Here is a 20,347-nt window from a genome sequence, read left to right on the forward strand (position 1 = left end):
ATGTTCGATTATTCCTTCCACTGGCGCTCAGCGTTCAAGGCCCTGCCGGACATGCTGGCCGGCGCCTGGGTCACGCTGGAGACCGCCGCGCTGTCGATGCTTCTCGGCACGCTCATCGCCCTGTTGCTGACCGTGATGCGGCAGATGAAGAACCCGGCGTTGCGGCATTTCGCCAATACCTGGGTGTCCATCGCCCGCAACACGCCGTCGCTGTTCCAGATCTACATCCTCTACTTCGGGCTGGGCAGTTTCGGGCTGCACGTCAGCTCCTGGGTCGCCCTGCTCGCCGGCATCACCTTCAACAACGCCGGCTACCTGGCGGAGAACTTCCGTGGTGGCCTCAAGGCCGTGCCGGAAACCCAGATGAAGGCCGCCCGCTCGCTGGGCATGAACGCCTTCCAGGCGTACCGCATGATCATCGTGCCGCAGCTGCTGCGCATCGTCTTCCACCCGCTGTCCAACCAGATGGTCTGGGCCGTGCTGATGACCTCGCTGGGCGTGGTCGTGGGCCTGAACAACGACCTCACCGGCGTGACCCAGGACTACAACGTGAAGACCTTCCGCACCTTCGAGTACTTCGCCCTCGCGGCGCTGCTCTATTACCTGATCGCCAAGACCATCGTGCTCGTCGCACGGCTGATGGCCTGGCGCCTGTTCCGCTACTGAGGGAGGACTGCACATGTTCGAAACCAGCCTGACCTCCACCGACCTGATGTTCATGCTCGACGGCGCCTGGGTGACCCTGCAGCTGACCGTCGGCGCCATGCTCATCGGCACCCTCTCCGGCGTCGTCTTCGGCCTGCTGCGCGCCACCCTGCCACGCGCCAGCCTGCCGCTGGCCTGGGTGCTGGACGTGTTCCGCAGCGTCCCGTTGCTGATCCAGTTCGTGCTGTTCAATGCCATGAAGAGCATCGCCGGGCTGAACATCAGCGCCTTCGCCGTCGGCTGCATCGTGCTCGGCGTCTACGCCGCGGCCTTCTGCACCGAGATCGTCCGCAGTGGCGTCCTCGCGGTGCCGCCGAACCTGCGTCGCGCCTCGCGCTCGCTGGGCATGAGCTACCTGCAGGACCTGCGCTACATCGTGCTGCCGATCGCCACCCGCGTGGCCTTCCCCGGCTGGCTCAACCTGGTGCTGAGCGTGATGAAGGACAGCGCCCTGGTCATGTGGATCGGCATCGTCGAGCTGCTGCGCGCCTCGCAGACCATCGTCACGCGCATTCAGGAGCCGCTGCTGGTGCTGTGCATCGCCGGCATCATCTATTACGTCATGAGCCTGGTCGTCGCCCAACTCGGCGCCCGGCTGGAAAAAAGGTGGCAGGAAAATGATTGAGATCGACAACGTCCACAAATCCTTCGGCGACCTCGAGGTCATCAAGGGCGTCAGCCTGACGGTGAACAAGGGCGAGGTGGTGTCGATCATCGGCGGCTCCGGCTCCGGCAAGTCGACCCTGCTGATGTGCATCAACGGCCTGGAGCCGATCCAGCAGGGCAGCATCCGCGTCGATGGCACCGAGGTGCATGCCGCCGGCACCGACCTGAACAGGCTGCGGCAGAAGATCGGCATCGTCTTCCAGCAGTGGAACGCCTTCCCGCACCTGACGGTGCTGGAGAACGTCATGCTGGCGCCGCGCAAGGTGCTCGGCCTGAGCAAGGAGGAAGCCGAGGCGATGGCGGTCAGGCAGCTGACCCACGTCGGCCTGGCGGAGAAGCTCAAGGTGTTTCCCAGCAAGCTCTCCGGCGGCCAGCAACAGCGCATGGCGATTGCCCGCGCACTGGCCATGAGCCCCGACTACATGCTGTTCGACGAAGCCACCAGCGCCCTCGACCCGCAGCTGGTCGGCGAGGTGCTGGACACCATGCGCATGCTCGCCGAAGACGGCATGACCATGGTCCTGGTGACGCACGAGATCCGCTTCGCCCGGGACGTCTCCGACCGCGTGGCGTTCTTCCGCAACGGCCTGGTGCATGAGATCGGCACGCCCGACCAGGTGATCGGCAATCCGCAGCGCCCGGAAACCGCCGACTTCCTCAAGTCGGTCAACTAGGAGGGCCGCAGCATGCGCAGCAGCAAACTCATCCATGTCGTCAGTTGCCACGCCGAAGGCGAGGTCGGTGACGTCATCGTCGGCGGCGTCACCCCGCCCCCCGGCGAGACCCTCTGGCAGCAGTCGCGCTGGGTCGCGCAGGACGACTTCCTGCGCAACTTCGTGCTCAACGAGCCGCGCGGTGGCGTGTTCCGCCACGTCAACCTGCTGGTGCCGGCGAAGAACCCCGCCGCGCAGATGGGCTGGATCATCATGGAACCGGCCGACGTGCCGCCGATGTCCGGTTCCAACTCGCTGTGCGTGGCCACCGTGCTGCTCGACAGCGGCATCCTGCCGATGAGCGAACCGCAGACCCGGCTGACCCTGGAAGCCCCCGGCGGCCTGGTGGAAGTGGTCGCCGACTGCAAGAACGGCAAGGCCGAGCGCGTCGAAGTGAAGAACGTACCGTCCTTCGCCGACCGGCTCGACGCCTGGATCGAGGTCGAGGGCATCGGTTCGCTGCAGGTGGACACCGCCTACGGTGGCGACAGTTTCGTCATCGCCGACGCGCACAGGCTGGGCTTCGCCATCACCCCGGACGAAGCCGCGGACCTGGTCGCCATCGGCCTGAAGATCACCCAGGCGGCCAACCAGCAGCTCGGCTTCAGCCACCCGCTGAATCCGGACTGGAACCACCTCTCCTTCTGCCAGATCGCCGCGCCGGTGGTGCATGAGAACGGTGTGGCCACTGGCGCCAACGCGGTGGTCATCCGCCCCGGCAAGATCGACCGCTCCCCCTGCGGCACCGGCTGCTCGGCGCGCATGGCCGTGCTGCATGCCAAGGGCCAGCTGGCGGTGGGCGAGCGCTTCATCGGCCGCTCGATCATCGGCTCGGCGTTCCACTGCCGCATCGACTCGCTGACCGAGGTCGCCGGGCGCACGGCCATCTACCCCTGCCTGTCCGGGCGCGCCTGGATCACCGGCACCCACCAGCACATGCTCGACCCGGACGACCCCTGGCCAACCGGCTATCGTCTGTCGGACACCTGGCCGGTGGACCTGCAGCTGTAACGCGGCGTTCAGCAGATTGACAAGCGCCGGCTCGCCGACGCAGTGAACCGGGCTACGGCCCAGACCCTGGAAATGAATGGTGCGCTTCGCACGCTTATTTTCGTATACGAAATACCCTGCATCTATCCAAGAGGCTACAGCATGAGCAACATCTTCATCGGCACCATCCCCGCCCTGATGACCCCCTGCACCGCCGAGCGCAAGCCGGACTTCGACGCCCTGGTGCGCAAGGGCAAGGAACTGATCGAAATCGGCATGAGCGCGGTGGTCTACTGCGGCTCCATGGGCGACTGGCCGCTGCTCACCGAGGCCGAGCGCCAGGAAGGCGTGGCACGCCTGGTCGCAGCCGGCGTGCCGACCATCGTCGGCACCGGCGCCGTGAACAGCCGTGAGGCCGTGGCGCACGCCGCGCACGCCGCCAAGGTCGGCGCCCACGGCCTGATGGTCATTCCCCGCGTGCTGTCCCGTGGCGCCTCGCCGGCCGCCCAGGAGGCGCACTTCTCCGCCATTCTCGCCGCCGCGCCGAACCTGCCTGCGGTGATCTACAACAGCCCCTACTACGGCTTCGCCACCCGCGCCGAGCTGTTCTTCAAGCTGCGCCGCCAGTACCCCAACCTGGTCGGCTTCAAGGAATTCGGTGGCGCCGCCGACATGCGCTACGCCGCCGAACACATCACCTCGCAGGACGACAGTGTGATCCTCATGGCTGGCGTGGATACCCAGGTGGTGCACGGCTTCGTCAACTGCGGCGCCACCGGCGCCATCACCGGCATCGGCAACGCGCTGCCACGTGAAGTGCTGCAACTGGTCGAGCTGAGCAGGCAGGCCGCCAAGGGCGATGCCGTTGCGCGCCGCCGTGCCTGGGAACTTTCCGAAGCGCTGAACGTGCTGTCGTCCTTCGACGAAGGCACCGACCTGGTGCTCTATTACAAGCACCTGATGGTGCTCAACGGCGACCAGGAATACCGCCTGCACTTCAACGAGAGCGACGCGCTCAGCGACGCCCAGCGCCGCTACGCCGAGACCCAGTACCAGCTGTTCCGCCAGTGGTACGCCAACTGGTCGGCCGCCGCCTGACCGCTGCACCTCGCTCGGCTGCCGCCTGCGCAGCCGAGCGCAGGGCCTTCCCGAACCGCTGCAAACACAGGAGCCCGCAATGCCCTCCACCATCGGCCACAACATCATCGGCGGCGTATTCAGCGCCGCCGGCAGCGTGGTTCACAGCAGTCATGACGCCACCACGGGCGAACCCCTGCCCTACACCTTCATCCAGGCCAGCGCCGAAGAAGTCGACGCCGCCGCCAAGGCCGCTGCCGAGGCCTACCCGGCCTACCGCAGCCTGCCAGCCACACAGCGCGCCGCCTTCCTCGACGCCATCGCCGACGAGATCGACGCGCTGGGCGACGACTTCGTCGCCATCGTCTGCCGCGAAACCGCCTTGCCGGCGGCGCGCATCCAGGGCGAGCGCAGCCGCACCAGCGGCCAGATGCGCCTGTTCGCCCGCGTCCTGCGCCGGGGCGACTTCTATGCGGCGCGCATCGACCGTGCCCAGCCGGAGCGACAGCCGCTGCCACGGGCGGACCTGCGCCAGTACCGCATCGGCGTCGGGCCGGTTGCCGTGTTCGGCGCCAGCAACTTCCCCCTGGCCTTCTCCACCGCCGGTGGCGATACCGCCTCGGCGCTGGCAGCCGGTTGCCCGGTGGTGTTCAAGGCGCACAGCGGCCACATGGCCACCGCCGCCTTCGTCGCCGAGGCGATCCTGCGTGCCGCCCGCGCGACCGGCATGCCCGCCGGCGTGTTCAGCATGATCTACGGCAGCGGCGTCGGCGAGGCGCTGGTCAAGCACCCGGCGATCCAGGCCGTCGGCTTCACCGGATCGCTCAAGGGCGGCCGTGCCCTGTGCGACATGGCCGCGGCCCGCTCGCAGCCGATTCCGGTGTTCGCCGAGATGAGTTCGATCAACCCGGTGCTGGTGCTGCCCGGCGCCCTGGCCAGCCGTGGCGAGCGGATCGCCCGCGAACTGGCCGACTCGGTGGTGCTCGGTTGCGGCCAGTTCTGCACCAACCCCGGCCTGGTGATCGGCATCGCCTCGCCGGAGTTCAGCCTGTTCACCGCCAACCTGATCGCCGAAATCGGCCAGCGTCCGGCGCAGACCATGCTCAATGGCGGCACGCTGCACAGCTACGAGAAGGGCCTGGCAGCGCTGCACGCGCACCCGCGCATTCGCCACCTGGCCGGCCAGCCGCAGGAGGGCCGGCAGGCGCGTCCACAGCTGTTCCAGGCCGATGCCGGCCTGCTGATCGACGGTGACGCGTTGCTCCAGGAGGAGGTCTTCGGCCCGGCGACGGTGATCGTCGAGGTGGCCGACAAGGCCGAGCTGCTGAGGGCCCTGCACGGCCTGCGCGGCCAGCTGACCGCCACGCTGACGGCCGAGGCAGATGACCTGCAGGCGCATGGCGACCTGCTGGCCGTGCTGGAACAGAAGGTCGGCCGAGTGCTGTTCAATGGCTACCCGACCGGGGTCGAGGTGTGCGATGCCATGGTGCATGGCGGCCCTTACCCGGCCACCTCGGACGCGCGCGGCACCTCGGTCGGCAGCCTCGCCATCGAGCGTTTCCTGCGCCCAGTGTGCTACCAGAACTGCCCGGACGCCCTGCTGCCAGAAGCCTTGCAGAATGCCAACCCGCTCGGCCTGGCGCGGCTGGTCAACGGCGTCACCACGCGGGATGCGCTGGACTGAAATCCGTGTCGGCGCGGTAACCGGCGCATCCCACCCTCAGCCCCGGCTTGCTGGGGCTTTTTTTGCGCTGGCCCCTGGCCCCGCCAGCACTCAGCCACGCAGCGCGATCAGGTCCTGATACAGGCTGTCGGCGATCTCTACACCCTCGACCAGGCTTTGCGCCCGCGCTGCGTAGCGGCGCTGCGACGGCAGCCGTGCGCCCTGGCCCTGGATCGCCTCGAACAGCGTCTCGGCACGGGCCAGCTGCGCGTCGGCCTGCTCACCGAGGAAGCGCTGCGGATCGAGCGCGATGATCAGCTCGCCGTGATACGGCAAGGCGTTGTGCCCCGCATCGAACGCGGCGGACTCGACGCTGGTGAGGTCACCGATCAGTGGCCCGGCAATCAGCTCGATCATGGCCGACAGCGCCGAGCCCTTGTGCTCGCCGAAGGTCAGCATGGCGCCATGGTCGAGCACCTCGGCGGCGTCATCGCTGGGCCGTCCCTGGCGATCCACGCCCCAGCCGCTCGGCAACGGCTTGCCGGAACGGCGATGCAGCTCGATCTCGCCACGGGCCACGGCACTGGTGGCGAAGTCGAAGACGAACGGCTGGCCGCCAGGACGTGGCCAGCCGAACGCGATGGGATTGGTGCCGAACAGTGGGCGACTGCCCCCGGTGGGCGCGACGTAGGCCTGAGTCGGGTTGCAGGCCAGCGCGACCAGGCCCAGTTCGGTGAGCGCCTCCATCTCCACCCACAGCGCGGAGAAATGTACGCAGCGATTGATCGCCATGGCGGCGATGCCATGGCGCCGCGCCTTCTCGGCCAGCAGCGGCAGGCCGGCGGCGAACGCCAGTTGCGAGAAGCCACCATGGGCATCGACGCGCACCAGCGCAGGCGCCGGCTCGAACACCTCGGGTTCGGCATCGGCCACCGCCTTGCCTGATTTCAGCGTGCGCACGATGCCCAGCAGGCGCCACAGGCCATGGGACGTGCAGCCATCGCGCTCGCCGGCGGTCACCGTGGCGGCGATGGCCTGAACGAAGGCGGCACTGAAACCGGCATGGCGAAGGATATCGGCGGCCAGCTCATGGGCCTCGGCAAGGGTCAGTCGGGTCATATCGGGCTCCTGGCAGTCAGCCCGTTACAGTGGCCCGAACAGGCCCCGCCCGCTTGATCGCTTTACCCAGGCAGCATGCCGAATTCGGCACACCGTGCGGCGTCAGGCGGCGTGGCGTTGGTTCGTCTGCAGATCCGGGAAGTCCGCCAGCTCACGCTGCAGCTGGCACTGCTCGGCGTAGTGCTCGATGGCCCGGCGATAGGCCATGCGCCGTTGGTCCTGCAGCTTGCGACGGGTCTTGGCGTCGGGTTGGGTCTGCAGCAGCGCGTCATCGAAGATACGAGACATCTCGGTACTCCCGGAACGAGGACTGGAGGCCTCAGCTTGCTCCGGGCAGATGACGCTTTGACGGCGACGTCATGAATGCTCGGTGACGTCGACCGCCTCGGTCGCTCGAAGCTCGTGCGGGGCTTCGTCACGCTCGTGCACGCGAACAGCATCGAGCGGAAACAGTACTGCACCCTGCCAGGAAAACGACCAGTGCAATCTGTAGCGCATGCCTTGCTCGCATCTTCGTCCTTGAAGACCCAACTCTCTAATCCTCGGAAGCCTTGATCGACTTCGGCGACAGACGCAGGCTGCGCAAGCTGCGCTTGACGCTCTTGAGGTGGTTGACCAGGCTCGGCCCGCGCGCCATGGCCACGCCCATGGCCAGCACGTCGATCACCACCAGGTGGGCGATGCGCGAGGTCAGCGGGGTGTAGATCTCGGTGTCTTCCTGCACATCGATGGCCAGGTTGACGGTGGCCAGTTCGGCCAGAGGGGTCTGGCTCGGGCACAGGGTAATCAGGCTGGCACCGGACTCGCGCACCAGGTTGGCGGTGATCAGCAGGTCCTTGGAACGGCCGGACTGGGAAATGCACACGGCGACATCACCCGGCTTGAGCGTGACCGCGCTCATCGCCTGCATGTGCGGGTCGGAGTAGGCGGCGGCATTGAGCAACAGGCGGAAGAACTTGTGCTGGGCATCCGCCGCCACGGCACCGGATGCACCGAAGCCATAGAACTCCACACGCTGCGCCTGCGAGCAGGCGGCGATGGCGCGCTGCAGCGCCTCGGGGTCGAGCTTCTCGCGCACTTCCATCAGGGTGTGCAGGGTGGTGTCGAAGATCTTCAGGCTGAAGTCCGCGACCGAGTCGTCCTCGTGAATGGCGAACTGACCGAAACTCGCACCCGCCGCCAGGCTCTGCGCCAGCTTGAGCTTGAGATCCTGGAAACCACTGCAGCCGATGGCACGGCAGAAACGCACGATGGTCGGCTCGCTGATACCCACGCTGTGCGCCAGCTCGGCCATCGAGCTGTGCATCACCGATGCGGGATCGAGCAGGACGTGGTCGGCCACCTTCAGTTCTGACTTGCGCAGCAGGTGGCGCGACTGGGCGATGTGTTGCAACAGATTCACGGGCTTGGCTCTATGAGAAAAGGGTCTACCACGGGCACTCGATCGATCATGACTCGGTTATGATCCATCGCCGGGGTTGTAGTGACCTTGTAGTTATACTACATGAGTGGCACTGGCGCACGGCCAACAGCCCGTTTTTGACGCCGTATTACCAACACGGGTAGTTTCCAACAGCCTGTCAGAATCGAGTCGGAGTCTTCTCTTGAGCATCCCCTGCGACATGCTGGTCTTTGGCGGCACCGGCGACCTGGCCCTGCACAAGCTGCTGCCAGCGCTCTACCACCTGCATCGCGAAGGACGCCTGCATGCCGACGTGCGCATCCTCGCCCTGGCTCGCAGCAGTCACAGCCGCGAGGCCTACCAGGCGCTGGCCGAGCGCCATTGCCGGGCGCAGGTAGCGCGCGCGGACTTCACTACCGAAACCTGGGCCAGCTTCGCCGCGCGCCTCGACTACTTTGCCATGGACGCCGCGCAGAGCGCCGACTTCGGCCGCCTGGCCAAGTACCTGGGGCGTGCCGAGGACCGCGTGCGGGTCTACTACCTCGCCACCGCGCCGAATCTGTTCGAAGACATCGCCACCCACCTGGCCAACGCCGGCCTGGCGGGCCCGGCCGCCCGCATCGTGCTGGAAAAGCCCATCGGCCACTCGCTGGATTCGGCCCGTGCGATCAACGCGGCCATCGGTGCGGTATTCGACGAAGCTCGGGTGTTCCGCATCGATCACTACCTGGGCAAGGAAACCGTGCAGAACCTCATGGCGTTGCGCTTCGCCAACGCCCTGTTCGAGCCGGTCTGGCGTGCCGGGCATATCGACCACGTGCAGATCAGCGTCTGCGAGACGCTCGGTGTGGAAAACCGCGGTGCCTACTATGACAAGGCCGGCGCCATGCGCGACATGATCCAGAACCACCTGCTGCAGCTGCTCTGCCTGGTGGCCATGGAAGCGCCGGTACGCTTCGACGCCGAGGCCGTGCGCAATGAGAAGGTGAAGATTCTCGAAGCGCTCAAGCCCATCAGCGGCCTCGACGTGCAGGACAAGACCGTGCGCGGCCAGTACACCGCCGGCCAGATCGGCGGCCATGACGTGCAGGCCTACTACTTCGAGAAAAACGTCGACAACGACAGCGACACCGAGACCTTCGTCGCCGTACAGGCGGAGATCGACAACTGGCGCTGGGCCGGCGTGCCCTTCTACCTGCGCACCGGCAAACGCCTGGCGAAGAAAACCTCGGAGATTCTCATCCAGTTCAAGCCGGTGCCACACCGCCTGTTCAACGACGGCGAGGCCAACCAGCTGCTGATTCGCCTGCAGCCGGAAGAACGCATCAGCCTGCAGCTGATGGCCAAGAACCCGGGCAAGGGCATGCGCCTCAAACCCGTGGAACTGGACCTCAACCTGGCCAACGCCTTCAGCCAGCAGCGCCGCTGGGACGCCTACGAGCGCCTGCTGCTGGACGTGATCGAAGGCGACTCCACGCTGTTCATGCGCCGCGACGAAGTCGAGGCCGCCTGGCAGTGGGTCGACCCGATCCTGCAGGGCTGGCACCAGCACTACCAGAGCCCGCGCCCCTACCCGGCCGGCAGCGACGGCCCGGAGCAATTGCAGCACCTGCTGGAGCGCCATGGCCGGCACTGGGCCGAATGAACCGAGCGGCAGCTTCTTGCGCAGCGCCCGCCGGATAAAGCACTGCCGGATCGCCTGAAAACCAGCAAACACGGGGCCTTCAGCGCGCTGCGCAACAAGCTGCACAGCACTGCGCAACTTGTTGCGCAGATTAACGTGACCCAGCGCTCAAGGTGACGAAAGCGCACCGTCCAGTCACTCTAACTACCTGTTTTAATTGAATTTATTTTATCTGGCATGCCGCTCGCTTTAGACAAGGCTCCCGGATCAATCATGATCCATGACCCAGGCAAGGAGAGCACTCATGCCAACACCCGCGTATCTGTCCCTCGAAGGCACCAAACAAGGTCTGATCACCGCTGGCACCTTCACCGAGGACTCGGTCGGCAACATCTTCCAGGAAGGTCATGAAGACCAGATTCTGGTTCAGGCGTACAACCACCAGGTCATCATCCCGCGTGACCCGCAGTCCGGCCAACCGACCGGCCAGCGCGTACACAAGCCGCTGATGATCACCAAGGTCTTCGACAAGTCCTCGCCGCTGATCTTCAACGCCCTGACCTCCGGTGAGCGTCTGAACAAGTGCCGTCTGGAGTGGTACCGCACCTCCTCCACCGGTACCCAGGAGCACTACTTCACCATCGAACTGGAAGACGCCGTGATCGTCGACGTTCAGTCGCGCATGCCGAACTGCCAGGACCCGAACATGGCGCACTTCACTCACCTGGAAGACGTCTACTTCACCTACCGCAAAATCGTCTGGACCCACGAAGTCTCCGGTACTTCCGGCTCCGACGACTGGCGTACCCCGATCTCCGCCTAATCGCAGGCTGAGTTCGTGCGTCACCGCAGCGGCCAGGCATCGTCCTGGCCGTTGCGTTTCGGCAAAACGCGTCGGACAGGCGCGGCAGTTGCCGAAAACCTCGACCGCTGCCAGCAGCGCGCGGCCGAATCGGTTACAACCTGGAGCGCGCCACGCGCCCATCATGGAATGATCGAGAGGAACAACGAATGTTCGCCCAGGCCAACCAGACCCATTTCAGTCTCAGCATCGAAGGTGTCGAACACGACCTGCAGGTGCTCGAGTTCAGCGGGCGCGAGGCGGTCAGCCAGCCGTATGCGTTCGCCGTGGAACTGATCAGCGACAGGCCCGACCTGGACCTGGAAAGCCTGCTGCATCAACGTGCCTTTCTCGCGTTCGACCAGAAGGGAGCAGGCATCCACGGCCTGATCCACTGCATCGCCCAGGGCGAGTCCGGCAAGCGCATGACCCGCTACCGCCTGACACTGGTGCCTCAGCTGACCTATCTGAAACACCGCACCAACCAGCGCATCTTCCAGCACCTGACGGTGGAGAAGATCATCAGCCAGGTGCTCGAAGAACACGGCATCCAGGCCGATGCGTACCAGTTCCAGCTCAGCTCGATCTACCCCGAGCGCGAATATTGCGTGCAGTACGACGAGAGCGACCTGCACTTCGTCCAGCGCCTGTGCGAAGAGGAAGGCATTCACTACCACTTCCAGCACAGCAGCGACGGCCACGTCCTGACCTTCGGCGACGACCAGACCGTCTTCCCACGCCTGGCACCGCTGGCCTACCAGCAGGACACCGGCCTGGTGGCCGACGACCCGGTGATCAAGCACTTCGGCGTCCGCGTGGAGACCCGCACCAGCCAGGTCACACGCCGTGACTACGACTTCGAGAAGCCACGCCTGCAACTGGAAGCCAAGGCCGATGGCGACGCCCAGCCCAAGCTGGAGGACTACGACTACCCCGGCCGCTACACCGACCGCGAGCGCGGCAAGCACCTGGCCACGCGCGCCCTGGAACGCCATCGCCATGACTTCGCGCAGGCCCAGGGCGATGGCGACTCGCCAACCCTGGTCAGTGGCCACTTCCTCGACCTGACCGACCACCCGCGCGACACCTGGAACCAGCTCTGGCTGCTCACCGAGGTGCTGCACGAAGGCAAGCAACCGCAGGTGCTGGAAGAGTCGGTCATCAGCGACACCCGAGCCGACGACGGCTTCACCCAGGGTTATCGCAACCAGTTCGTCGCCACCCCGTGGGACGTCCCGTATCGCCCGCCGCTGGAGCACCCGAAGCCGCGCATCCTGGGCAGTCAGAGCGCCGTCGTCACCGGCCCGGCCGGCGAAGAGATCCACTGCGACGAATACGGCCGGGTGAAGGTGCAGTTCTTCTGGGACCGCGAAGGCCAGGCCGACGACAAGACCAGCTGCTGGCTGCGCGTCAGCTCCAGCTGGGCCGGCGATCGCTACGGCGCCATCACCATCCCGCGCATCGGCATGGAAGTGCTGGTCACCTTCCTCGAAGGCGACCCCGACCAGCCACTGGTCACCGGCTGCCTGTACCACGCCGAGCACGTGGTGCCCTACGACCTGCCGACGAACAAGACCCGCAGCGTGTTCAAGACCCTGAGCAGCCCCGGCGGTGGTGGTTACAACGAACTGCGCATCGAGGACCGCAAGGGCGCCGAGCAGATCTACGTCCACGCCCAGCGCGACTGGGACGAGAACATCGAGCACGACCAGAAGATCCGCGTCGGCAACGAGCGCCACGATACCGTCGAGGCCAATGCCTACAGCCACTTCAAGGCCGAAGAACACCGCACCACTCACGCCGATCGCAAGACCGAGATCAAGGCCAACGACCACCTCACCGTCGGCGACAGCCAGCACATCAAGCTGGGCAACGGCCAGTTCATCCAGGCCGGCCAGGAAATTCACCTCAGCAGCGGCCTCAAGGTCGTGCTCGAAGCCGGCAGCGAACTGACCCTCAAGGGCGGCGGCAGCTTCATCAAGCTCGACGGCGGCGGCGTGACCCTGGTCGGGCCGGTGATCAAGATCAACTCCGGCGGCGCAGCGGGCAGCGGTTCGGGGGCAGCGCCGGTGTTGCCTGGCGCGGTGAGGCCGGCGGATGTGGATGTGCCGGGAGCATTGCTCAAGCAGCGCCTGCGTGAAGAGTTGCCCATCGTCGAGCTCTGTCAGAAACCCAAGGGTGGAACCCCTATGCAATGCCCGCTATCCGACTGTCCCTGCCGTAAGGCCATGACTCCTGGAGCCAGCGTATGAGCACAGGGCATTGGCTGTTGCTGGAGCGCACGGAACATTTGCTGCCCGACCTGTATCGACTTGGCGAGAACCCGGATCCTATACGCCTGTTCGACGGCACAGAACTGGCCGCTTGCGAGGAAGAAAGCCCCCTGCTGATCGATGCACAGGCCAATCCCTCACTGCTTGCTGCCGTGCAGAATGAACCGGCCTCCTGGCCCGGCCTGCAGCTTGAAATCACGGGACCAACCGAAGGCCTGTTGGCCCACCTGCGTCATATCCTGTTCATCCGCTTCGATCAGGAGCGCCGTGGCGTACTACGCTACTCCAGGCCACGTACCGCCAGTTACTTCTTCCCTGCCAGTGATGAGGAAACACGCCCCCTGTGGCTCGGCCCGATACAGCGGCTGACCTGGTATGGCGGCACCTGGCACGACCGCGCCGACGGCCGCGAAGTCTGGCAGCACATCGACAACCGGCAGGCACAGGAATGGCACTCCGGAACCACCACGCATGAACTGCATCTGCCCCCCAGACAGGAACAAGCGCTGCAACGTCAACAGGGCGAGCACTTTCTTTACCAGTGGTGGGAACGCCAGAGTGGCATTGGCTTCAAAAGGGCCTGGGACTACCTGAGTGAGGGTATGCAGGCCGGTTTCGTGACGGCTGAATCGCTACACACCTACCTCGACCTGCGGCATGCCAACCCACACGCCACGCCGCCAGACATACTCCCGCCCGGCACCGATCAGGAGCGCCTTGACGCCCTCGCCAGACACCTGACCCAGAATACGACCGACAAGGAAAGCAGCGTATGAGCAACAACGTATGCGCACTGAGCAAAGGCGCCGCCTGCGAGGCTGGCAAGCTCATCATCCAGGTAGTGGGCAAGGATCACCCGACTACCCAGAAGCTGGTCATCTATGACGAAACCAACGCCACTCAACAGGAATGGCTGACCCAGCAGGACAAACCAGAAATCCAGACCAGCGACAGCTTTAGCAGCGTACTGCACGTGTGGGACTGGGAGAACCAGCCCAAGCGCAATCTATGGCTGGAAATCGCGACGAGCGAAGGCGGGCCAATTCGCGTTCCGCTGCATGACGAAGTGCGCACCACGCCTCGCCAACCCGAACATACTGCCCAGTGGAATCAGATCGTGCCGGTGGTGCCCATGACCGCCTTGCCAGGTAGCAAGAGCGTCTATGACCTCGGTACGCCGGTCAGCTTGCGCAATGGCTACCTCTACCTGTTCTACCGCGGCAAGCTCTGGCGTGAGCTGGAAGTACGTAACAGCGAGAGTGGTGTCACCTACCACGATGTGCGAGTCGACAGCTACCGCCAGGGCACCGGTTTCAAGTCCGGCCCGCGTAAAGCCATCGGCGTCGGTCTGGAAGAAATCTGGCTGCCCTCGCAATGGAACAACCGCAAGGAACTTGACGTAGAACTCTGCTTCTCCGAAATCCAATTGAGCGCAGCTCGCCTCGTCTTTCTTGAAAGGGATAAGGCAACCCGACGCACCCGTACCAGCCACACGCAGTTGGATGTATCCAAGGCCACCTTTGATAAACTGTTCACCGGCAAGCCGGGTGGGCTGGAGATCATCGAGGCCTACAAGCAGATCATGGACTCGGCGCAACCTCTCAGCGCGGCCCGCCTGGTAAGGATGAACCTCGATCTCTGGGCCTTTCCGCTGAGCGTGGCGGCTCCACAACGTGGCAGGCAGGCTGGTTTTGAGCTGATGCTGGATAACCCCAGCCATTATTTATGCGACCTGAGCGGTCAATACCCGGCCAAGAGCCTCGTGGCGGCAAATACCTTCCTCGATGCCTGCCAGGCTGGTAAGACCACGCCCGCGGAACCTGAAGTGGAGATGGGCGCCATCGAACAAGCGCTGCGCGAGAAACTAAAGGCGCAGAAGCCCAGAATCGAGCCGACGTTCGAAGCCAAGGAGCTTTGGCAAGCACAGTCCGGCGCAGCGGATATCTTTGCCGCGCTACGCCCTCGACAGCTTTGCGCCATTCTGCTCGACGACAATCAGTTCCGCCTGCGCCACCTGACGACCAAGATCGCTGGCCACAAGATGCTGCTGGAGCAATGCGCGGAATACGCACGAAGCCATGGCCACTTTGCCAGCGCCATGCTTGTGCAGCAGACGATCGTGCCCAGAAGCGTATCCGGCGAAGTGAACAAGCTGCACGCCTGCATCAGCAAGATCACCCCGACCGGGCTGCAGGATCTGAACCGCTTCACCGCCACCATCGAACGCATGGAAGCATGGCGAGCCATGGAAAGCAGCCAGCAATGCCTAGTGGGTCTACTGGAAAAAAGTGCGTGCCAGCAAACCATCGCCGATCACCTCAGCCTCGATCACTTCGAGTACACCGCCGCTCTGCACTTTACTGCCCAGGCATTTTCCTCGCTGGCCACCACCGCCGCCGATCACGACCCGCTGGCCAGCAATAGCCCGCAACTCGTCGATGCTGTCGGTGGACGGCTGTGCATGGCTCAGTCTGATTCCGCCGGGCGCCGATTCATCCTGAACGTAGCAGAAAAGGTGCAACACCCTCTGCACTCTATGCTCTGGCCCAGATATGACCTGGCCAAACTTGAGCAGGCCTATGTCAAGCCTGAGCAAATCGAGGAAAACATTGGAGATGGTAGCTTCCGCGCAACAGTTCTAGCCGCTCAAGAGAACCTCCAAGCCCCCAAGGAAGCACAAGCCACAATCGATGCTGCCCAGCTTCAAGCCCTGCTTGACGCAGGCGGGCTGACCAGCGCCGTAATCGTCGAGAGCAAAGCCATTGCCAATGGCCTGATCAGCATATACGAGCACCTGGACGGCGCGATCAGGGCAGCTAGCAAAGGTATCGAAAAAGCGCAGACGGAGCGCGCCGCCGCCAACCAGCAGCGCCAGCAAGCGCAAAACCAACACGAAAACGCCAAGCGAGGCCGCGAACGAGCCAACGAGCAACGCCAGCAAGCAGAAAAGGCTCAGCAAACAGCCGAGAGCGAGCAGCGTAGCGCCAAGGCCGAATTGGACAAACGCCGGCAAGCACTGAGCGAAGCCCAAGGACTAGAGGACGTCACACGACGCAAGCTCGCTGCCGAAGCCAGACCCATGAATATCCGCCTACATGGCATGAGCATCGAGCAATTACGCAGCATGCTTGCCGAGCACTTCGGGGGGCTACGTCTGATGCGCCGTAGCGCGGCCAGAGCCGGCGGTTACTATATCTTCGCCCTGAGTGACCTGCCCCTGGACATCCAACGTACGATCCGCGCCTATGGCGAGGTAATGGATGACCAAGGCAATCTGAAAGCCAGCAGCAACGCCCGAACGGCCAACCGCCAGGGCTTGCCCAGTGAAACTGCCGACCATATGGTCGCGGCCATGCCGGAAAATGAGAACACGGCGCAATTGATCAAGGCCTACAACCACTACAAGAACGCCAAAATGATGGCCGAACAGGCCGAGAGCATTGCAGCTCAGGTCAATGCCGATAAAGCTGCCCTGCTGCACGCAACAACCCAGCAGACAAACAACGCTAGGCGCCAGGAGGCGACTCTGGAAAGACGCATGAAGCAAGCTGGGGAACTGGCGAAAGCGGCACAGAAGGAAATGCAGCTAGCGAATCAACGCATTCAGGAACTGGCCCGCAGCGTAGATGCCGGGCAGCGCAATCTGTATTTTCAAGCGCTCAACCATGGTGCTTTTTCAGCAGCGGTGATGGGGCTGGAGATCTGGAACTTGTATGCGGAGTTCTCTTCTTTGGATCAGAAAGGTCGTTTCAGGGCAGGTTTTGGTGCAGCTAGCGCCAGTATCGACACCATCATTGCCGTCGAAATGCTCCTATTCAAAATGAAAGAGATGAAGTGGTTCACATCCTATGTTCGCAAGACTCGTTGGACTCTCAATCTCGATAAACTATCGGGATTCTTTAGCCGAACTCTCGGTGTAGAGCTTGTCACTCAACTATCCGCTCGTCTAATCGCGACAGCAGTTGCAAGCCTTGTGATGATGGTTGTTTGTATCATGGATGCCGTCAATGCTTGGCAGTGGGGAGATGACACCGTCTGGGGTTTTGGTGCTATGGCAGTGGGCGCCATGCTAGGTGGCATCGCCCCCTTCTTCAGCGGTACCAGCGTGCTGTTTGGCTTCAACCCCTTCAGCCTGGCTGCACTGGTGCTGATCGTGCTTGGCGCAGGTCTGGTTTTCTGGCTTAGCAGCACCCAACTGGAGGACTGGCTGGAATGTGGACCCTTCGGGGCGGAGCCCCGCGACTATCTGATCGAGCCTCATGAGGCCCTCTATCGTCTGATCGGGATTTTCGCCGGCATCCGCATCGCAATCGAAGCCAACCCTTATTTCAAGCCAAACGCTAAGCTGGAGATAAGCCAGGATGCCGAATCGTACAAGCTAGCCAACGCCAATACCCGCATCCGCATAAGCAGTAACCTGCCTGGCCTGCTGGCCCAGATGGGCGAAGTCAATGTGTATCCCGAAACACGCCTGCTCGCTCATGAAACACGTTATCGCGGCAATGGCGACCCCTACCCCGCGACAGTCACCGTGCACAATCCCGGCCCAGTGACCATGCGCCCCGTACCCAATGGCCGCGAACTTTATATGCAGACACCGTCCTTCCGGCAATGGACGGGCAATATACGCGACAGCAGCCTGCACTATGAGTGGCAGGTGCGCGCACAATTGCGTCTAGCACTCGATACTGGCGAGAAGGACTGTCGCCCTGGAGCGCTACTCTGGCTCTTCCCCACCCCGCCGATCAGAAGCGGGAAAGCCGATCCAAGCCAGGCAACAGCCGCCAATTTCAACAAGACCAACGAACCTTTCTGGGCCGATGAGAAGACCCATGCCGAATCCTGATTCCTTCTACAGTCCCGAGGCCTATCACCCGAAGTGCGTACCCGACCAGCCTCCGGCGGAGAAACAGCCCTGGCTACGCCGCTTCGGTAGCATGCGCCTACCCTGGGGCAGTAGCCAGGACATCGTCCCACCCAGCGTACTGACAAGTGTCAAACCAGCCAGCTTACGCCTGCAGGAAGAAAGGGACAGGATCAGGGATGAACAAAAGAGTCGCGGCGAATATAAACCTAAGCCGTTCGAGCATATTGATCTTCATGACCTGCTAGATCATGAACGGATCAGACATGCTCAATTCCCTGCTAGCTCCAAGTTTTGGATGTACATGCAGATGCTCGGAAAAGGCTTTTCATGTATAACTATCCCGCTCATACTCTTCTCATTCTTGATAACCGAAGACTACAGCCATCCTAATTGGCCAAGCGAACTAGCAAATACTCTCCTTACTCTTTCTGCCTTTATATTTGCTCCTCTACTAGCTATGTGGGGGGTAGGCTCACTTGTCGTCTACCACTTCCCCAAACTCTGGATAAAACCCTCCAGAGGCCCTCTCTGGGAATTCAACCGCCGCACTGGGCTGGTCACTGTCTTCGATTACGACAATCAAGGTGAATATAAGAAGAACGGCACCATCGGCGAAAAGGCCGCACCTTTCTACGAGTTCGATGCCTATATCACCGTCACACCAGATCGCCAGGGCCTACCCAATAACGTGCTATGCATCGTCCACCGTTACCAAGACATCTGGATCAATATGGGCAATTTTGTCGGTGCATGCAGCGGTACCGAGGTACCGTGCGCCCTCTGGGATTACCTGCAGAACTATATGGACATCAGCAAGCCCCTGCCGGACACGCCGAGGCTGGAAGCCTTCCGCCATCTCGACCCGACTACCGCTGAACACGACCACCAAACCAGCCGCGAGCCGCGCTACTGGCGCGATATGGACGACGAAACTTTCGAGGCCAAAGAGCGAGAGTTGGATAGACGCATCTCCCAGATCGATACCTTCAACCGCCCCAACCTGATGGCACTGCATGTGAGCTATGCTGATTGATTGCGAGCCATGACTGCCCACTACAGCCCAAGCGCCTACCAGCCAGCGCGCATTCCCGATCAGCCAGCAGCGACCAAGCGCAGTTGGGTGTTCCGCTTTGGCAACTCGCGCCTGCCCTGGGGGCATACCGAGGACATCGTGCCGCATAGCATGCTGAGCCAACCATCACCTGCCGAGCTGCGAGATATCGAACGCTATGAGCACGCGTTGGCAGCAGGGACGAAAAAAAAACAGTCATACGAACTGCTGGATTACCACCAAGTCATCGATCACGAGCGTTATCGGCATGCCTCGCTCTCCAAGCGCAGCCTGTTCTGGTTTTATCTATTGGGGGGGGGGCGGTTTGTTTTTTGGGTGATGGCGAATTCACGGACAATTTATGGATGTTTGCTAAAGAAACAGCATGGTATCTGACGGTACCCCTCGCTTGCTGGGCCATCGGCTCCCTAGTCGTTAACAAATTTACCAACTGGGTCGTTCGCCCCTCCAAGGGCCCGCTGTGGGAGTTCAACCGCCGCACTGGCATGGTCACGATCTTCGATTACGACAATATGGGCGAGTACAAACGCAGCGGCACCATCGGTGAGTTCACCTACCCCTTTCATGAGTTCGATGCCTATATCAGCAGCGGCCCCGACAGGCAGGGATTGATCTGGTATCAACTGCATCTGCTGCATCGCTATCACGACCTGGCCATTGATCTGAGTCCCATCGTGCCCAAGGATTCCAGCATGTCGCCGCACTTCGCCGCGTGGGACTTTCTGCAGAACTACATGGACATCGGCCACCCGCTGCCGGATATCCCGCTGTTCGAGCAGCACCGCGCGAACGATCCGACCACGGCGGCACATGACCGCCGCACGGGCCGCCCCGAGCGCTACTGGCGTGATATGGACGATGCAACCTGGGACGCGCAGTTGAAACAGAACCTGGCCCGCGTCAACGCCTACGACATTACCGGGCGCCTCAACCTCATGGATCGCCATGTGCGTTATGCCGATTGATTCCGAACTGATCGATGGACGGCTGTCAGAATCGCCCCGCTACCCCTCGCATAACCTTCACACCTACGGAAAACCTATGAAGAAAATGGATTTCAAGATGCCCCTGGGCACCGTGATTCACCTGCTTGCAGTGGTCTGGATCAGTCTGGAGCCGCGTTACGACGGTCTGTATATCTGGATGCTTCCATTCCTGGTGCTAAACATGATCGGCATGCTGCTGGTCATGCTCGATAAAGCCAAGCTGGGCGCCATCCTGTTCATCATCGGTTGCGTGCCTTTCGTGCCTGTCGGCGTCATCGGCATCCTCGGCGCGAAGAAATCGCTTCAGAGCTCGAACACCCTCTCTCTGAGCAATGCCTGATAGGCCGAA

At 63.0% G+C, this 20,347-nt stretch carries 19 protein-coding genes; 15 read left to right on the forward strand and 4 right to left on the reverse strand.

The window, feature by feature from the left end; translation table 11 throughout:
- From FIV02_RS24040 to FIV02_RS24065, 6 genes are all read left to right on the forward strand, one after another.
- The gene (locus FIV02_RS24040) at nucleotides 1-666 is read left to right on the forward strand and encodes an amino acid ABC transporter permease (protein WP_037054495.1); all 666 of its coding nucleotides are present in this window, start codon (nucleotides 1-3) and stop codon (nucleotides 664-666) included.
- Between the two features lie 13 nt (nucleotides 667-679).
- Nucleotides 680-1,330, forward strand: a complete 651-nt coding sequence (locus tag FIV02_RS24045) for an amino acid ABC transporter permease (RefSeq protein WP_037054493.1) — start codon at nucleotides 680-682, stop codon at nucleotides 1,328-1,330.
- Nucleotides 1,323-2,045 (forward strand): amino acid ABC transporter ATP-binding protein, encoded by a 723-nt coding sequence (locus FIV02_RS24050; RefSeq protein ID WP_037054492.1) that lies wholly within the window; start codon nucleotides 1,323-1,325, stop codon nucleotides 2,043-2,045. Before FIV02_RS24045 ends, FIV02_RS24050 begins: the two co-directional genes overlap by 8 nt.
- Before the next feature lie 12 nt (nucleotides 2,046-2,057).
- Complete coding sequence (locus tag FIV02_RS24055) at nucleotides 2,058-3,095, forward strand: proline racemase family protein (RefSeq protein WP_152489994.1); 1,038 nt, start codon at nucleotides 2,058-2,060, stop codon at nucleotides 3,093-3,095.
- A gap of 141 nt (nucleotides 3,096-3,236) precedes the next feature.
- Nucleotides 3,237-4,172 carry a dihydrodipicolinate synthase family protein gene (locus FIV02_RS24060; protein ID WP_047587070.1) on the forward strand — a complete coding sequence of 312 codons (936 nt, stop codon included), beginning with the start codon at nucleotides 3,237-3,239 and terminating at the stop codon, nucleotides 4,170-4,172.
- 79 nt (nucleotides 4,173-4,251) lie between these two features.
- Nucleotides 4,252-5,835, forward strand: coding sequence for an aldehyde dehydrogenase (NADP(+)) (locus FIV02_RS24065; RefSeq protein ID WP_152489995.1), 1,584 nt, complete (start codon nucleotides 4,252-4,254; stop codon nucleotides 5,833-5,835).
- 90 nt (nucleotides 5,836-5,925) lie between these two features.
- On the opposite strand, the gene FIV02_RS24070 is transcribed toward FIV02_RS24065, so the two are convergent.
- The 4 genes from FIV02_RS24070 to hexR all read right to left on the reverse strand — a co-directional run bounded on the left by FIV02_RS24070 (nucleotide 5,926) and on the right by hexR (nucleotide 8,335).
- Complete coding sequence (locus FIV02_RS24070; RefSeq protein WP_152489996.1) at nucleotides 5,926-6,933, reverse strand: Ldh family oxidoreductase; 1,008 nt, start codon at nucleotides 6,931-6,933, stop codon at nucleotides 5,926-5,928.
- Between the two features lie 102 nt (nucleotides 6,934-7,035).
- Complete coding sequence (locus FIV02_RS24075; protein ID WP_037054482.1) at nucleotides 7,036-7,221, reverse strand: PA3496 family putative envelope integrity protein; 186 nt, start codon at nucleotides 7,219-7,221, stop codon at nucleotides 7,036-7,038.
- A gap of 69 nt (nucleotides 7,222-7,290) precedes the next feature.
- Nucleotides 7,291-7,431 (reverse strand): hypothetical protein, encoded by a 141-nt coding sequence (locus FIV02_RS24870; protein ID WP_172979196.1) that lies wholly within the window; start codon nucleotides 7,429-7,431, stop codon nucleotides 7,291-7,293.
- 37 nt (nucleotides 7,432-7,468) lie between these two features.
- Nucleotides 7,469-8,335 (reverse strand): transcriptional regulator HexR, encoded by an 867-nt coding sequence (gene hexR, locus FIV02_RS24080; protein WP_037054469.1) that lies wholly within the window; start codon nucleotides 8,333-8,335, stop codon nucleotides 7,469-7,471.
- Nucleotides 8,336-8,555: 220 nt separating this feature from the next.
- Here hexR and zwf point away from each other — a divergent pair, with 220 nt between their 5' ends.
- The 9 genes from zwf (at nucleotide 8,556) to FIV02_RS24120 (ending at nucleotide 20,338) form a co-directional block, all read left to right on the forward strand.
- On the forward strand, nucleotides 8,556-9,980 hold the full coding sequence (gene zwf, locus FIV02_RS24085; protein WP_218571718.1) for a glucose-6-phosphate dehydrogenase: 1,425 nt from the start codon (nucleotides 8,556-8,558) through the stop codon (nucleotides 9,978-9,980).
- A 283-nt stretch (nucleotides 9,981-10,263) separates the two neighbouring features.
- Nucleotides 10,264-10,782 (forward strand): Hcp family type VI secretion system effector, encoded by a 519-nt coding sequence (locus FIV02_RS24090; protein ID WP_003241180.1) that lies wholly within the window; start codon nucleotides 10,264-10,266, stop codon nucleotides 10,780-10,782.
- Nucleotides 10,783-10,970: 188 nt separating this feature from the next.
- Nucleotides 10,971-13,052 carry a type VI secretion system tip protein TssI/VgrG gene (tssI, locus tag FIV02_RS24095; RefSeq protein WP_152489997.1) on the forward strand — a complete coding sequence of 694 codons (2,082 nt, stop codon included), beginning with the start codon at nucleotides 10,971-10,973 and terminating at the stop codon, nucleotides 13,050-13,052.
- Complete coding sequence (locus FIV02_RS24100) at nucleotides 13,049-13,849, forward strand: DUF4123 domain-containing protein (RefSeq protein WP_152489998.1); 801 nt, start codon at nucleotides 13,049-13,051, stop codon at nucleotides 13,847-13,849. The genes tssI and FIV02_RS24100 overlap by 4 nt, the downstream gene beginning before the upstream one ends.
- Nucleotides 13,846-17,919 (forward strand): hypothetical protein, encoded by a 4,074-nt coding sequence (locus tag FIV02_RS24105; RefSeq protein ID WP_152489999.1) that lies wholly within the window; start codon nucleotides 13,846-13,848, stop codon nucleotides 17,917-17,919. The genes FIV02_RS24100 and FIV02_RS24105 overlap by 4 nt, the downstream gene beginning before the upstream one ends.
- Complete coding sequence (locus tag FIV02_RS24110) at nucleotides 17,906-18,973, forward strand: hypothetical protein (RefSeq protein WP_152490000.1); 1,068 nt, start codon at nucleotides 17,906-17,908, stop codon at nucleotides 18,971-18,973. Before FIV02_RS24105 ends, FIV02_RS24110 begins: the two co-directional genes overlap by 14 nt.
- A gap of 9 nt (nucleotides 18,974-18,982) precedes the next feature.
- Nucleotides 18,983-19,387 carry a hypothetical protein gene (locus FIV02_RS25075; RefSeq protein ID WP_256663033.1) on the forward strand — a complete coding sequence of 135 codons (405 nt, stop codon included), beginning with the start codon at nucleotides 18,983-18,985 and terminating at the stop codon, nucleotides 19,385-19,387.
- The gene (locus FIV02_RS25080; RefSeq protein WP_256663034.1) at nucleotides 19,357-19,977 is read left to right on the forward strand and encodes a hypothetical protein; all 621 of its coding nucleotides are present in this window, start codon (nucleotides 19,357-19,359) and stop codon (nucleotides 19,975-19,977) included. The genes FIV02_RS25075 and FIV02_RS25080 overlap by 31 nt, the downstream gene beginning before the upstream one ends.
- A complete protein-coding gene (locus FIV02_RS24120; protein WP_152490001.1) occupies nucleotides 19,967-20,338 on the forward strand; it encodes a hypothetical protein in 372 nt (123 codons plus the stop codon). The genes FIV02_RS25080 and FIV02_RS24120 overlap by 11 nt, the downstream gene beginning before the upstream one ends.
- The last annotated feature ends 9 nt before the right edge of the window (nucleotides 20,339-20,347 follow it).

Origin of the sequence: Pseudomonas sp. THAF187a, from assembly GCF_009363395.1 — a bacterium.
GTDB classification, from domain to species: Bacteria; Pseudomonadota; Gammaproteobacteria; order Pseudomonadales; family Pseudomonadaceae; genus Aquipseudomonas; species Aquipseudomonas khazarica.